Here is a 13,184-nt window from a genome sequence, read left to right as displayed (position 1 = left end):
AACTAGCTACTTGTATCGCTGTTGTTCCCGTCGATCAATCATGGGCGCATGCTGAGCCATCAACTCCACGACCCAATCGATAAACACGCGCAGCTTGGCGCTTACATGCCGATTCGGTGGGAAAGCGACGTACATCGGCATTGGATCAAGATACCAACCATCAAATAGGCGAACCAGCTCCCCGCGAGATACGTGTTCCCTGGCCATGTAGTCAGGAAGCCACACTACGCCGAGCCCTGCTAGGCCTGCCGCAAGACCGGCATTACCGTCGTCGACCGAAATCACATAGCGCCCTTGTACGGTGACGCGCTCCCCGTTGCGGTACATGGCGTAGGGTGAATCCACTCCGGCACGGGCCCATCGGAGCCCTACAATGTAGTGAGGCGGAGCAGAGAGTTCTTGCGGGTGTAAAGGCAAACCAGCACTTTTCAGATAGCTCGGCGCTGCGTAAACGCCGATCTGAAGGTCGCCTACGCGGCGCGCCACTAATGATAAATCCGTGAGTTCTCCGCCGCGCACCACACAGTCCACGCTTTCACCTATCAGATCCACCATGCGATCACTCGCCCCCATATCGATTTGAATATCGGGATATTGAGCGTGGAAAGCAGGCAACGCTGGAATCAAGATCATGCGCGCGAAAGGGCTGGGCACGTCCACCCTTAATCGACCGCGAGGCAACACCGAAGCGTTGGACAGGCTGGTTTCAGCATCATCCATATCAGCTAATAGCTTTATAACGCGCTCGTAATAGGCGGCACCGTCAGCCGTAACGTTAACCTTACGTGTGGTGCGGTTGAGCAGCTTTACACGCAGGCGCGCCTCTAGCTGTTGCACCAGTTGCGTCACGCTGGTCTTGCTCATGTGGAGCGTCTCGGCTGCCTTGGTAAAGCTGCCCGTTTCCACTACTCGGGCAAATGCCTGCATGGCGTTAAAGCGATCCATGGCTATACCATCCCCCGTGATTGTTTGAAAATTACAAATAATGTTGAACAGAATTCGCCGTTTATCCACCCAAGATGGGGGCTTAAAGTGACTTCATCGTAAACAACGGGTCGGTTTCGACCTACTGATGGAGATTCACATGGCTAAGCGTGACGTTATTTTCCCCTCCGGCCGCCAAGCGCTTTATGACCAAAACACCTATTCCGCCGCCGTTCGTTCTGGCGACTTTCTGTTTGTGTCGGGCCAAGTCGGCAGTCGTGAAGACGGCTCTCCCGAGCCAGATTTTGCCGCCCAGGTGCAGCTTGCTTTCGACAACCTACAGAGAGTACTGGAAGCAGCGGGCGCAAGCTTCGAGGACATCGTTGATGTGACAAGCTTCCATACTGATCCGGAAACTCAGTTTGCCACGGTAATGGAAGCCAAGACGCGCGCGTTCCCCGAGAAACCCTACCCGAACTGGACGGCGGTTGGTGTGACATGGCTGGCGGGTTTCGATTTTGAAATCAAAGTCATTGCAAAATTACCTGAATAAGCAGGAATACTTCTCATAGGACTATGCGCTGCTACGTAGCGACGCTTCTAGTGGCGGCCTCGATAGACTCCTGGAAGCGCAGAATGTCGCGAGGACTTGATGGAGGCACTAAAACACCGCTTTCCCACCGCGCCACCAGCGGCCACTTGGTTGATAGTGCACGGCCTTGCCGAGCCGGAATGGCTGATCGCTTTCGAGGCCGAGGCGGTACTGCCAGGATACGCCTTAAACAACTAAATGATCGCACCACGTTTAGTAGCAACTCTGGAAAGCGACGAGGCTTGCAACTCTATCGCTCCGAATAAAGACTTTGGTGAAACGATTATGTTGGGTCAAGGATGGCTGGACGAACCACCCTGGCAGTGGTTGGATTAAACTGAGTGCCAACGAACCGAGGGCACTAGCGTTTTATCTTTTCCATTGAGATTGTCGAGAATCTCCTTGCCCTAACTAAAGCGTAGCTGCTGGGACGCTTTAGATTGATCAAAACGGAGGCTCATCACTATCAGTCCAATAAAAATCACCCCAAGCATCAGCCATGCCTGCTCAAATCCTCCCAGCAAGTCTTTTATCAACCCCGCCGCGATAGGTGCTAAAGACGCAATGAGATAGCCGATGCCCTGTACCCAAGCAGTCAGTTGGCCAGCTAGCACGGGGTCGTCTGAGTGATCCATAGTGATGATCAAACTTAACGGAAAAAGGCCACCTATTCCTAACCCCAGCAGCGCGGTTGCCAACCAAGCCATGGTTTTAGGCATTAGCCCAAGAAGCAAAAAGCCCGCCACCGACAACAGAAGAACCAGCAATAACACCGGGCGACGGTCTTTCATTTGTTGAGCCAGTATCGGAAACGTTAGGCCAGCCATCACCTCGATGGCCGTTAGCCAACTAAGCGCCAGCCCCGCTTGCGTTTCAGACCAACCTAAATGGATAAAGGTGGGCGGAATCCAAGCAAGAAGGCAGGTATAACCCGCCGTGCCTAAACCAAAGAAAATCGCCAACGACCAAAATCGAGGCTGCCGCGCCATCGCTGAAAAAGCGATGCTAACGCTGTTGTTTTGACTAGGGGCTGGCAGTACTTTCCTGCGCATCACCCAGCCAACGAGCCCCGCAAGTGCTAAAAGTCCCCATAACGCCAAGGCGCTCTGCCAGCCAAAATAGTCACTCACTACAGGGGTAATGGCAGAGGCAAGCGCCGCGCCCCCCATAATGGAGGCAATATAGAACCCCATCACCATTGGGGTTTTCTCGCCTGCTGCCTGTTTTATCACCGCAGGAAGTGCGGCCTGGATAAACGCTATGCCAATGCCGGCGCCCAGTGCAGCTGTCCATAAACCTGCATACCCGAAGTCAAACCAATGCAACGCATCCGATAAAGCAATCGACACAAGCGCCAGAGTAATCACGCTGTTAAAGCCGATCCGCTTTGCGAGCAATGCGCTAGCAAAACACCCCAGCCCCATCGCTAATACCGGTAACGTGGTTAAAAGCGACAGCTGTGTAAATGAAAGGCTTACATCGTGACGGATTGCCTCAACCAGCGGCCCAATAGCTGCCATGGATGGCCGCAGGTTGAGCCCAATAAGAATGATCAGCAGGATCGTTCTTACCAACGGTATTGATCTCGAATTGCTATTGCGCATACCCACTGCCCACCCTTTATCGTCCATTGCTAAATAAGAATCGGCGCTTACTGTAAAACCTCAGGTTAACTTGAGGTCAAGAGAAATAATGGATCAGCGCATAGACTCTGGGGAAAGGGCATTGAGTGTGGGCGAGGTGGCGAAAAGGAGCGGACTTAAGGTATCGACGATTTATGACTACGCCGCTGAAGGACTAATAACAAGCTGGAGAATTGAAGCTTCGTAGTCAGGTAGGATGTGTATTGTCTATGGCGGCCTGTCTCTTCATCAATACACATTTCATAACCCAGGAGATATCAGGGCGCTTAACTTTACTGTTTCCTTATTTCTGTTTCTTCTGAAATGCATCGCTAAACGCCGCCGCTAAAATGCCAGTGGGCATGGCGATAATGCCGATACCTGCAACGGCCGTTAACCCCGCAAAGAATTTCCCTACCGCAGTTACTGGCGTGACGTCGCCATAACCTACCGTCGTCAGCGTAGCGATACTCCACCAAAGCGCTCGGGGCACGCTACCAAACGCTTCAGGCTGAACTGCTGCCTCCACCACATAAAGGCAGCAGGATGAAAACAGCAACAATAACCCAGCCACGCCTGCGCTTAACCATAGTTCGTGAGAACGAGACTGCAGCGCTTCTGCCAGCGCGGTCCATGCTTGGCTAAACCTGCCTAGTCTAGCTAGCCGCAGCATGCGCGCTAAGCGCAACAGCCTCAGTAAGAACGCATTGTTCTGAGCAATAAATCCCAGAAAATACGGCAAGATCGCTAATAAATCGACCAAAGCCCAGAATGAAAATACATAGCGTAACCGCCCTTTCCAGCCGCGATAACGGGGATCTTCACCAATGGCATACAGCCGCAGCAAATACTCCACAATAAAGATCACTACAAACACAGCTTCCAACGTAGGGAAAAGATACGGTAGAAGCATCCGCAGCGTTGGTTCCGTCTCCAGAATTGCTGTCAGCGCTGCCAATAGAATCAGTACACAAATGACTTTATTGGTTACCGACAGCCCTAACTGTAAACGGACTTCTGGTGCCAACTCCCGATAGAGCGCGGCTTTTGATATTTTCATGCTTAGCAGGGCTTATGAGTAAATTTTAGCTTGGAAGCGACCACTATACCCCTAAAACCCCAACAACCGCTTACGCATAGGACGAATAGAGAACAGTACCAATGCGCCTAAAGCCAACCACTCGACAGATGCAGGTAGCAGCTCCTGAACTTGGTTCGCCTGCTGAACCGGATCCCAACCTGTCATCGCCAGCCCTTGATCAAACACCCAGCCAATCAGCACCGTCACCAGAAGAATGCTGACGAGATAAACCGCTAACGCTTGGTTTCCAAACTCACGCCGCAGAATAGCCAGGGTGGCTAGGCTCGTCACAGGGCCAGCCAGTAGGAAAACTAACGCCATCCCCGGTGAAATGCCTGCCAATAGCAAGCCAGCGGCTACCGGTGTGGCTGCGGTAGCGCAGATATATAAAGGAATACCGATGACTGCCATAAGGATTAGCGCCAACAAGCCACCCGAAAAACCTACCAGGGTTTCCGGCGGCACAAAGGTAACCAGCACCCCCGCCAGCAATAAACCGGCAAACATCCAACTACTAATGTCATCCAATAAATCGCTAAAGGCATACTTTAACCCTGCGATCACCCCTGTCGACTCAGTGGCATGTGCGTGAGCATGGCCATCATCAGCTCCTTTTGATGCACAGCAGCTGCTAACAGGGGTGCTTTTCGGCAGCGCTGCTTGGCCGGTAAAGCCCACTAAAATGCCCGTCACTATCGCCGTTACCAAGGCTCCCAACACTCGCGCCAGCGCCATTAAGGGGCCTAACAGCACACTGGTGATGAGCATTGAATCCACCCCAACGCCAGGTGTGCTAATCAGGAAAGACGTGGTTGGCCCACGGCCCGCCCCACCCCGATGCAACGCCAGCGCGGTGGGAATCGCTCCGCAGGAACACAGTGGCAACGGCATACCAATCACCGCTGCGCGTAAAATGCTGCCCAGCCCACGCCCCCCCATCCAACGCTGTAATAGATGTTCTGGCATTAAGGCCTTAATTAATCCCGCAATTACCAGCCCCAGCAGCAGCCAAGGCGCGGCGCTTAACGCAATACTCAACAACTCATTGATCAAACTCATCGTCGGTTACCTGCTTGTTAGTCAAGAGAATAACGACTAGCCTAAACCCTGTAATCGTTACAGGGTCAAGCCAATGAAACGCTACTATCGTATCGGTGAAGTTGCTAGCCGAACCGGATGCTCGCCGGAAAGCATTCGCCATTATGAAAAGCTGGGATTACTGGCACCGCCACAGCGGGGAGAGCAAGGCTACCGGTCTTATGATCAGGCGGCATTAGAACGCATTGGCTTTATTCGCCATGGCCGTAGCCTGGGGTTAGATCTGCACAGCATTCAGGAGTTGTTAGCACTTTCCGACAACCCCGACACCGACTGCACCGCCGCCGATAATATTGCCAGCCGTCATCTAGAGCACTTAGAAGAACGCATCGCTGCCTTACAAGCACTGGCGGGGGAACTGCGCCAAGTGGTGCATCAATGCCGAGGCGGCAAGGCGGCTAACTGTCAGATCATTCAAACGCTGTATGACCACCAACCCACCTGCACCGAGCGGGGATGCGGAGAAGTGACGGCGTAAAGACTGCCCGCTGCAATATCGCAGTTCAGTATCGTAACAAAGGAACACCGCATGATTGAGACAAGGGAACAACTCGACGCTATTAAAAAGTCATGCTATTCGATGGTGACCAAAAGCGCTGGGATCTCGGCAGGTACCGCCATTATTCCCATACCTGGGCTGGATATCGGCTCAGACGTGGCCATCTTGATGCGCATAATTCCCAAAATTAATGCCCAGTTTGGTTTATCGCCTGAACAAATCGAAAGCCTAGATACTGAAACCAAGCTTTTTGTGATGACCGCCATTTCCAATACGGGAAGCAAGTTAGCCGGAAAATACATCACCAAGACGTTAATCATAACGCTACTGAACAAGATGGGCGTTAAAGTTGCTGCCAAAGGTGTTTCTAAGTTTGTTCCCTTTATTGGCAGCGCTGTGGCGGGCAGTATTAGCTTTACTGCCATGAAGTACATGGGCAACAGACATATCGAGGATTGCTACAAGATTGCCTTGGCAACTCTGGAAAACAAGCAGCTACTTCCAGAAGTAGAGACTGCAACCTTTATCCCTGCCGACCACCCTGCTAATTCCCATTAGCGGGTAGCGTACGGCCTGACAGAGTAGTTTCCACCTTGAGACAGCGATTAACACGCCTAGAGGAAGTTACAGTGTCATCTATGGACTGGAACTAGGGCTATATCGCTGGCCTGCATGAATATTACCCATGAGCAGCAAGCTTAGTACGCCAAAACAGGCTAGCCCTGCCAACAACATTGCCAAATGAAAACCACTTTCCATCGCGCGGGTAAAAAGGTCTTGAAGAGCGATTGAGGTGTTGGGGAATACGTGCTGAGTAATAGCCTCACGCGCAATCTGTTCCACACTACCCACTCCTTGCTCAACTCCTCTCTCAGCTACGGCAGAGGCAAAAACATCAATTGCCCGTTCACTCATTAGTGTACCAAGCAGCGCAATACCAATTGTCATGCCAGCTTGGCGGAGTGCATTCATTGTTGCAGAGGCGGCTCCCGATAGTTCGGCCGGTGCTAGGCTCATCACGGCAATACTCGTGGCAGGAACGGCAAGCCCCACCCCGACACCCAGTAACGCAAACCATCCCCCCACAATCCAGTAAGGTGTTTGTGCCGTGGCCGTTGCCATTAATAGCAAAGCAAGCCCAGCGAAGCCGTATCCTACTGCCGTTAACCGCCGCAGGGGAATCAGCTTATTTAATCTTCCGAATAACAGAGAAACGCACAGCGTCATGACAAATTGCGGCATCATGCGCCAGCCAGCCTCAACAGGCGACCAATGCTGAATCTGCTGGAGAAAAATCGAGAAAAAGAACAGGCTACTGTAGTAAGAGAATCCCAATATGAACGAGGCAAAATTCACCACTAAGAAAGTGCGCCCCTGCAGTAGTGCTATCGGCAGTAAAGGCCGTTCTACTCGACTTTCTACCACCGCGAACAGTGAAAAGCTGATCGCGGCGACCATCAATGCAATGCCCCCCATTTTGATATTTCCCCCTGCCTCAATCATGCCAAACGCCAATGCGCCCAGGGCTACCACACTGAGAACTTGGCCCAACGGATCACGTGCAGCGTGTTCGGGATACTTACGCTCGGTAATGCCGTACATGCCTAGCACCACGACCAATATACCCAGAGGAAGATTAATCAAAAAAATGCTCTGCCAGCCAAAATGATGCAGCAATAGCCCCCCGCATAACGGCCCCAGGATTAGCGCCAAGGCGTTGGAGGCTGACCAAGCACCGATTACGTGCGAACGCTCCTTTGGGTCGGGAAAAGCAGAGGTAAGAATAGGCATAGCACCACAGATCAGGAAAGCACCTGCAGTTCCCTGGATGGCCCTACCCACCAGCAACACGGGCAATGACGGTGCCCAACCGCACACTGCCGAGCCCAGTGTGAACAGGACGACACCACTGAGCCAAGCGCGCTTTTGACCATACCTATCCGCTATTGGACCCGCAGACAGCATGAACCCAGATAGACAGATCGCATAAGCGTTGACTACCCACTGCAGCCCTACGATATCGGTGCGTAATGCCGTCTGCATGGTAGGGAGTGCCACGTTGACGATGCTGATATCAAGTGTGGCAATAAAGCTTCCAAGACAAACAGCGCACAATGCGCCGTAGCGGCGAGAAGGCTGCATGACAGTTCCTTACGGTGAGATAGAAAATTGCGTGCTCTTTGCTTAAGCATACAAACCGACCGACCGTCGGTCAATACATTATGCTGTATCGATCGCCTATGCTCTGAGCCTTAGCTCGCCTAAACTAGGCCGTATTTTCTAAGGGATGTTGAAGCCAACCAAGAGTTAAAAATCGACATAATGGATCATAAGACAACGAAGCCAACGCCGCAGGCAGCTAAAGCGCCAAGAACCAAACCGGCTGAAATTCGCCTAAATGAGCTGATGACTGCCGCCGAAAAGCTCTTCCTGGCCAAAGGCGTTGAAGCCACAACAATCAACGAAATTGTTAAGGAAGCCCAAGTTGCCAAAGGCACGTTCTATCACTACTTCTCATCCAAGAACGACATGCTGGTTGCTTTGGGTGAACGGTACACGGCTGACTTTCTAGCGCGCCTCCAGAAAGCCCTGGACGCCTGCCCAGACCACGATTGGCTGCAGCGATTGAGAACATGGATTGAAGTCAGCGTCGACGTGTATGCACAAACATACCGAACGCACGACATCGTCTACACCAACCATCACCATCATGATCGTTCTAACCAAGCCAGGAACGCCCTTCTTGATCAACTGCTAGACATCATTGAAGGTGGACAATTGGCGGGCACCTGGCGAGTGGAGCAACCAAGGGTAGTGGCTCTGGTTATTTATTCAGGGGTGCATGGCGCTACAGACGATATCATTGCAGCCAAGGCTAACGACCGTGCACGCTTTGCACACCAAGTGGCAGATGCTTGTCTGCGTATGCTGCCCCCTCCGGAAAAGACAGCCAGGTAAACTTTTTATCGCGGATCTCAGCACCTATGATTAACGCCTTTGCCGTATCCAACTATCGCAGTCTGAAAAACGTTGTCTCTCCCCTAACAGGTCTCAATGTGGTTACCGGGCCCAACGGATGTGGAAAATCCAACCTGTATAAATCGCTGCGGCTACTGGCAGAGACGGCTAAAGGCAATTTGATCTCATCGATTGCCCAGGAAGGCGGGCTTGATTACACCTTTTGGGCTGGCCCGGAAAAACTCACCAAAAGCATGAAAGATGGCACTGCGCCCATTGAAGGCTCCGCCAAGAGAAACAATCCCCGCCTTAGGCTGGGTTTTGTGGGTGAAGACTTTGGTTACGCCATTTCACTGGGAATGCCCGCGCCGCAGGGGTTTGCTGGCTACGGGGACCCTTCCATGTTCCAGTTCGACCCCGAGATAAAGCGCGAGTGTATCTGGGCTGGCGACGTCTGCCGCCCCAGCAGTTGCCTGATCGACCGAGTCGGATCAGTGGTGAAAGTGCGTGTTGGCCGCAAATGGCAGGTTTACGACGCCCATCTCAATAGCTACGAAAGCATTTTGAACGAAATCAGTGACCCGATCGCCGTACCTGAGGTTCATGCGGTCCGGCAAGCCATTCGTAGTTGGCGCTTCTATGATCAGTTCCGAACCGATTCGCAATCTATTATCCGCACACCACAGATTGGTACCCGCACCCCGGTGCTGGATCACGATGGCCACAGCCTAGTGGCCGCATTACGAACCATCCACGAGATTGGCGACAGAGAAGCGTTGTACGAGGCGATTGAAGACGCCTTTCCCGGTGCAACCATCAATTTTGCAGCCGACGCCGGTAACCGCTTCCTATTACAATTTCTTCAGGATGGGCTACTACGCCCCTTAAACCAGTCGGAATTATCCGACGGAACGCTTCGCTATCTACTGCTGGTGGCGGCACTGCTTACCCCTCGTCCGCCCTCCCTATTAGTGTTAAACGAACCGGAAACCAGCTTGCATCCGGATCTGCTGCCTGCCCTAGGACGCCTGATTATTCGCGCATCGCAGGAAACCCAAGTGTGGGTGGTCTCCCACGCGCCACGCTTGGTGGCCACTTTGGAAAAAGAGGCTGCCTGTAACGCGATTGCTCTGAATAAAGAGTTTGGCGAGACCGTTATCCTCGGCCAGGGATGGTTGGACGAACCACCCTGGCATTGGATGGATTAAACAAGAGAAACGGCGCGGTAAGCGGCCTAGCAGCTGGGCAGCGTAATCACCCCTTTCAAGTAAGGCGCAACGCGGCCTTTGATAATCACGCGGTCGCCTTCTATCTCGCAGCTCAGCGCACCTTTGCGGGCTCCACCCTGGCGTGCAGTAAGCTGCCGTTTACCCAGTTTTTTCGCCCAGTAAGGCGCAAGCGAGGTATGCGCCGAGCCAGTAACGGGGTCTTCTTCCACACCGACTTTGGGGCCGAACCAACGGGAGACAAAGTCTACATCGCTGCCTTTCGCGGTAACGACAATGCCGCGCCCTGGGAGGTGCTTCAATTGCTGCATATCCGGCGTTAGCGATTCAATCAACTGCGCATCGTTAACCACCACCACGATATCGTCAGATATCAGCAGCTCTTCGATCTCGTTAATCCCTAGCGCTGCCTTTACCTCAGCTTCCATCGCCAAGGGTTCGACTACCTTTGCGGGAAAATCCATCGCCAGCTCGTCGCCGTCACGCTGCACTAAAAGCTGCCCACTGCGGGTCTCGAACTGCAGTGTTTCAGCGCTATCGCCCAGCGCATTAAAAATCACCCACGCCGCCGCCAGCGTGGCATGACCACACAAATCTACTTCTACAGAAGGGGTAAACCAGCGCAGGTGATAGCCAGACTCGGTCGGCACAAAGAAGGCGGTTTCAGAGAGGTTGTTCTCCATGGCGATTGCCTGCAACAACGTATCATCCAACCACGTTTCTAGCGGGCAAACCGCCGCAGGGTTACCTTCAAACGGTTTAGCGGCAAACGCATCTACCTGGTAAAGATCAATATTCATTACAGCCAGCCTTTTCTAACATTAGGGGTCATTTAAGAGATCGCATTAAAGCCTGCCCACGATAATACCAAGCCTTGATTGGCGGAGTGAGACTCAGCAGATGTCACAGCTGCTCGAACTCTATGCCACACAGGGAACTGGCCTGATACCAAAACGCCCCGAACCAAGTCGGGGCATTTTGCGATTGCTGGGATATAGACGAAATTATATCACCAGCGATAGCTCACTTTCGCGCTGATTTCACGCCCCGGATTATAGTAATCAGCCGTGCTTGAACCAACCACGTGTTGCTCGTCGAGCAAGTTGCTGACATTAACGGCTAGGTCGGCGTCTTTGGTGAGCTGGTAGCTGAAGGCCGCGTCGAAGAGCGTTGCTGCACTGCTCTTTGACGTATTGGCAGTATCAAAGTAGTAGGAGCCAACATAACGGGCGCCGAGGCCAACACTCATATCCTGGCGTGGCAAGGTATAGTAGCCCCACAGCGACGCCGTATGTTTAGGTGCCGCAGTGAACTCGTTACCTTCTCTGGAGGCGTTGCTGTCGCGTACCACTTCCGACTCCATATAGGAGTAACCACCGGCCACGCTAAAGCTATCGGTCAACTCAGCCTTGGCTTCCAAATCAAGCCCCCGTACGCGGGACTCACCTACAGTTTCCCGCTCAATAACGCCATTGTCCTGTACAACCGAGATGGTGACGTCATCCCTGGTCAGGTCATAGATGGCCGCCGAAAACAGCGCATTCGTACCAAAGGGAGAATATTTCGCACCAATTTCGTACTGCTCGCCCCGCTCGGGATCGACGCCAATCGTGGGCGGTGCGACCGACTCCACCATGCTGACATAGGTAGAAATTTCGTCGGTGACGCGATAGGTCAGAGCACCACGGAATGAGGTCTCCGAGAAATCATCGGAATCGGTAACGCCCTCCATGTTGGTACTTGAGACATCCATTGAGTCGTTGCGCACGCCCGCTGTCACGATGAAGCGGTCATAGAAGGACAAATTCTGTGTCAGGAAAACCGACTCGGTGGTGAAGTCCTGCTTGTTGCGGCTATAGACGTTCAGGCTACTTGGGGCACCGCTAAAGACGGGATTTGCGATATCAATGGAGGTCGCATCGCCGTAAAACGAACGGTCTTCGGTTGAGGCATCACGATACTCGATACCCACGAGCGTGCTGCTATCGACCTGATCAAAGCGGGCGTCATATTGCAGGATAGCGTTGCCGATCAACTCCTGGGCTTCATTGTCGGTACCAAAGTAGTCACGATCCACCACGCTGCCAACGCGCGCCGCAGAGTCGGTGATATAAACGTAACCGAAGTCGTCGGTCAGGTCACTGTAGCGTAGATTCCCCCGCAGCGTCAGCCCGTTGTTGAAATCGTGAGTGAATTGCCCGGTGAGACTGGTACGCTCGACGTCATGATAGTTAAAGCCGGGCTCGCCAAAGAACTCGCTGCGGTCGTACTCCCGATCAAGCGGATAACCGCCGCTATTAGGGGTGTCGTCACGCTTCAGGTAATCGAAGATAACGCTTGCCGAGGTGTACGCCGTCGGCTCCCAAGTCAGGCCTCCCATCAGGAAACCATTGTTATCTTTGGAGTGATCGTATTCGCGATCGCTGTCCCGGATGGTGCCGGTAAAACGGTAGGCCACTGTCTCGTCAGCGTTCAGCGTGTCCCCCACATCAACACCGGCCTCTTTTGCATCAAATGAACCGTAGGAGAGATAGCCCTCTCCAAAACGCTCAAAGCGTGGCCGTTTGCTCACGAAGTTGACCGAACCGCCCGGATCCGCCGGGCCAAACAGGGTGGAGTTGGCGCCACGCAACACCTCAACGCGCTCGTAGGCATAGGGTTCCTCACGCACACCGCGCATTGAGCCTAGCGTCAGTCCATCACGGTAGGTGGTCGCCTGAAATCCGCGAATTTTAAAGTAGTCGTTACGGTCATCAGTGCCGTAATAATCGGTGAGAACGCCTGGCGTATATTGCAGCACTTCCTCGGTAGTAGAAGCGTTACGCTGCTCGATCTCCTTCTCAGTGACGACCGACACGGAGGCGGGGGTATCGAGGATACTGGTAGCCACCTTACCGCCGACCCATAGCTCCTGAGCCACTATCGAATTGGCATCATCATCAGCGTAGGCCTGGGCGTTGACGATAATAGGAGCAAGGCGATAGCCCTCATTATCGTCAACGCCTTCGCCTGTCTCCTGCGCATTCCCGATCATGGGAATAGTCACCAGCGTCGTGCCGCACAGAATGGCGGTAGTGGCCTGCTGCCACCGTAACCAATTTGCGTTGCGCCGGGCTGTGCTACGGCTATCAATCATGTTGAAGACCCCTTGAAATACATAAACCTACCCTGCTCGCTTCGTGGT

At 53.1% G+C, this 13,184-nt stretch carries 14 protein-coding genes; 7 read left to right on the top strand and 7 right to left on the bottom strand.

Annotated elements, in window-relative coordinates; all coding sequences use genetic code 11:
• Positions 1-6: 6 nt before the first annotated feature.
• Positions 7-945, bottom strand: coding sequence for a LysR family transcriptional regulator (locus NF683_RS11305; RefSeq protein WP_253920028.1), 939 nt, complete (start codon positions 943-945; stop codon positions 7-9).
• A 139-nt stretch (positions 946-1,084) separates the two neighbouring features.
• Between NF683_RS11305 and NF683_RS11300 the strand changes: the two genes are divergently transcribed.
• Together NF683_RS11300 and NF683_RS11295 are read left to right on the top strand one after the other, a co-directional pair.
• Positions 1,085-1,477, top strand: coding sequence for a RidA family protein (locus tag NF683_RS11300; RefSeq protein WP_253920027.1), 393 nt, complete (start codon positions 1,085-1,087; stop codon positions 1,475-1,477).
• 99 nt (positions 1,478-1,576) lie between these two features.
• Complete coding sequence (locus NF683_RS11295; RefSeq protein ID WP_253920026.1) at positions 1,577-1,714, top strand: RidA family protein; 138 nt, start codon at positions 1,577-1,579, stop codon at positions 1,712-1,714.
• 209 nt (positions 1,715-1,923) lie between these two features.
• Here the strand turns inward: NF683_RS11295 and NF683_RS11290 are convergent, their stop codons facing one another.
• Positions 1,924-3,120: an MFS transporter gene (locus NF683_RS11290; RefSeq protein WP_253920025.1), complete on the bottom strand. Its 1,197-nt coding sequence runs from the start codon at positions 3,118-3,120 to the stop codon at positions 1,924-1,926.
• 88 nt (positions 3,121-3,208) lie between these two features.
• Between NF683_RS11290 and NF683_RS21380 the strand changes: the two genes are divergently transcribed.
• Positions 3,209-3,346 carry a MerR family DNA-binding transcriptional regulator gene (locus NF683_RS21380; protein ID WP_342760362.1) on the top strand — a complete coding sequence of 46 codons (138 nt, stop codon included), beginning with the start codon at positions 3,209-3,211 and terminating at the stop codon, positions 3,344-3,346.
• Positions 3,347-3,442: 96 nt separating this feature from the next.
• Here NF683_RS21380 and NF683_RS11285 read toward each other — a convergent pair whose 3' ends face one another.
• Entirely contained in the window at positions 3,443-4,198 is a 756-nt protein-coding gene (locus NF683_RS11285) for an ion transporter (RefSeq protein ID WP_275050918.1), read from the bottom strand.
• Between the two features lie 51 nt (positions 4,199-4,249).
• Entirely contained in the window at positions 4,250-5,278 is a 1,029-nt protein-coding gene (locus NF683_RS11280) for an SO_0444 family Cu/Zn efflux transporter (protein WP_253920024.1), read from the bottom strand.
• 73 nt (positions 5,279-5,351) lie between these two features.
• Here NF683_RS11280 and NF683_RS11275 point away from each other — a divergent pair, with 73 nt between their 5' ends.
• Both NF683_RS11275 and NF683_RS11270 read left to right on the top strand, forming a co-directional pair.
• Positions 5,352-5,795 carry a MerR family transcriptional regulator gene (locus NF683_RS11275; protein ID WP_089039014.1) on the top strand — a complete coding sequence of 148 codons (444 nt, stop codon included), beginning with the start codon at positions 5,352-5,354 and terminating at the stop codon, positions 5,793-5,795.
• A 51-nt stretch (positions 5,796-5,846) separates the two neighbouring features.
• Positions 5,847-6,374, top strand: a complete 528-nt coding sequence (locus NF683_RS11270; RefSeq protein WP_253920023.1) for a hypothetical protein — start codon at positions 5,847-5,849, stop codon at positions 6,372-6,374.
• A gap of 78 nt (positions 6,375-6,452) precedes the next feature.
• Here NF683_RS11270 and NF683_RS11265 read toward each other — a convergent pair whose 3' ends face one another.
• Complete coding sequence (locus NF683_RS11265) at positions 6,453-7,958, bottom strand: MFS transporter (protein WP_253920022.1); 1,506 nt, start codon at positions 7,956-7,958, stop codon at positions 6,453-6,455.
• 180 nt (positions 7,959-8,138) lie between these two features.
• On the opposite strand from NF683_RS11265, the gene NF683_RS11260 reads away from it, so the two are divergent.
• Together NF683_RS11260 and NF683_RS11255 are read left to right on the top strand one after the other, a co-directional pair.
• Positions 8,139-8,774, top strand: coding sequence for a TetR/AcrR family transcriptional regulator (locus NF683_RS11260; protein ID WP_193068219.1), 636 nt, complete (start codon positions 8,139-8,141; stop codon positions 8,772-8,774).
• A 26-nt stretch (positions 8,775-8,800) separates the two neighbouring features.
• Complete coding sequence (locus NF683_RS11255; RefSeq protein ID WP_089039018.1) at positions 8,801-9,982, top strand: AAA family ATPase; 1,182 nt, start codon at positions 8,801-8,803, stop codon at positions 9,980-9,982.
• 26 nt (positions 9,983-10,008) lie between these two features.
• On the opposite strand, the gene NF683_RS11250 is transcribed toward NF683_RS11255, so the two are convergent.
• Both NF683_RS11250 and NF683_RS11245 read right to left on the bottom strand, forming a co-directional pair.
• Complete coding sequence (locus NF683_RS11250; RefSeq protein ID WP_253920021.1) at positions 10,009-10,800, bottom strand: PhzF family phenazine biosynthesis protein; 792 nt, start codon at positions 10,798-10,800, stop codon at positions 10,009-10,011.
• Between the two features lie 209 nt (positions 10,801-11,009).
• Positions 11,010-13,136 carry a TonB-dependent siderophore receptor gene (locus NF683_RS11245; protein WP_253920020.1) on the bottom strand — a complete coding sequence of 709 codons (2,127 nt, stop codon included), beginning with the start codon at positions 13,134-13,136 and terminating at the stop codon, positions 11,010-11,012.
• Positions 13,137-13,184 lie beyond the last annotated feature (48 nt).

Source organism: Halomonas sp. MS1, assembly GCF_024182575.1.
Taxonomy (GTDB): Bacteria; Pseudomonadota; Gammaproteobacteria; order Pseudomonadales; family Halomonadaceae; genus Vreelandella.
This window is presented reverse-complemented; position numbering and strand designations above follow the sequence as displayed.

Bases quoted from the DNA above. Each gene is read 5' to 3' on its own strand.
- NF683_RS11305 (WP_253920028.1), bottom strand. From the start codon at position 945: ATGGATCGCTTTAACGCCATGCAGGCATTTGCCCGAGTAGTGGAAACG.
- NF683_RS11300 (WP_253920027.1), top strand. From the start codon at position 1,085: ATGGCTAAGCGTGACGTTATTTTCCCCTCCGGCCGCCAAGCGCTTTAT.
- NF683_RS11295 (WP_253920026.1), top strand. From the start codon at position 1,577: ATGGAGGCACTAAAACACCGCTTTCCCACCGCGCCACCAGCGGCCACT.
- NF683_RS11290 (WP_253920025.1), bottom strand. From the start codon at position 3,120: ATGCGCAATAGCAATTCGAGATCAATACCGTTGGTAAGAACGATCCTG.
- NF683_RS21380 (WP_342760362.1), top strand. From the start codon at position 3,209: ATGGATCAGCGCATAGACTCTGGGGAAAGGGCATTGAGTGTGGGCGAG.
- NF683_RS11285 (WP_275050918.1), bottom strand. From the start codon at position 4,198: ATGAAAATATCAAAAGCCGCGCTCTATCGGGAGTTGGCACCAGAAGTC.
- NF683_RS11280 (WP_253920024.1), bottom strand. From the start codon at position 5,278: ATGAGTTTGATCAATGAGTTGTTGAGTATTGCGTTAAGCGCCGCGCCT.
- NF683_RS11275 (WP_089039014.1), top strand. From the start codon at position 5,352: ATGAAACGCTACTATCGTATCGGTGAAGTTGCTAGCCGAACCGGATGC.
- NF683_RS11270 (WP_253920023.1), top strand. From the start codon at position 5,847: ATGATTGAGACAAGGGAACAACTCGACGCTATTAAAAAGTCATGCTAT.
- NF683_RS11265 (WP_253920022.1), bottom strand. From the start codon at position 7,958: ATGCAGCCTTCTCGCCGCTACGGCGCATTGTGCGCTGTTTGTCTTGGA.
- NF683_RS11260 (WP_193068219.1), top strand. From the start codon at position 8,139: ATGGATCATAAGACAACGAAGCCAACGCCGCAGGCAGCTAAAGCGCCA.
- NF683_RS11255 (WP_089039018.1), top strand. From the start codon at position 8,801: ATGATTAACGCCTTTGCCGTATCCAACTATCGCAGTCTGAAAAACGTT.
- NF683_RS11250 (WP_253920021.1), bottom strand. From the start codon at position 10,800: ATGAATATTGATCTTTACCAGGTAGATGCGTTTGCCGCTAAACCGTTT.
- NF683_RS11245 (WP_253920020.1), bottom strand. From the start codon at position 13,136: ATGATTGATAGCCGTAGCACAGCCCGGCGCAACGCAAATTGGTTACGG.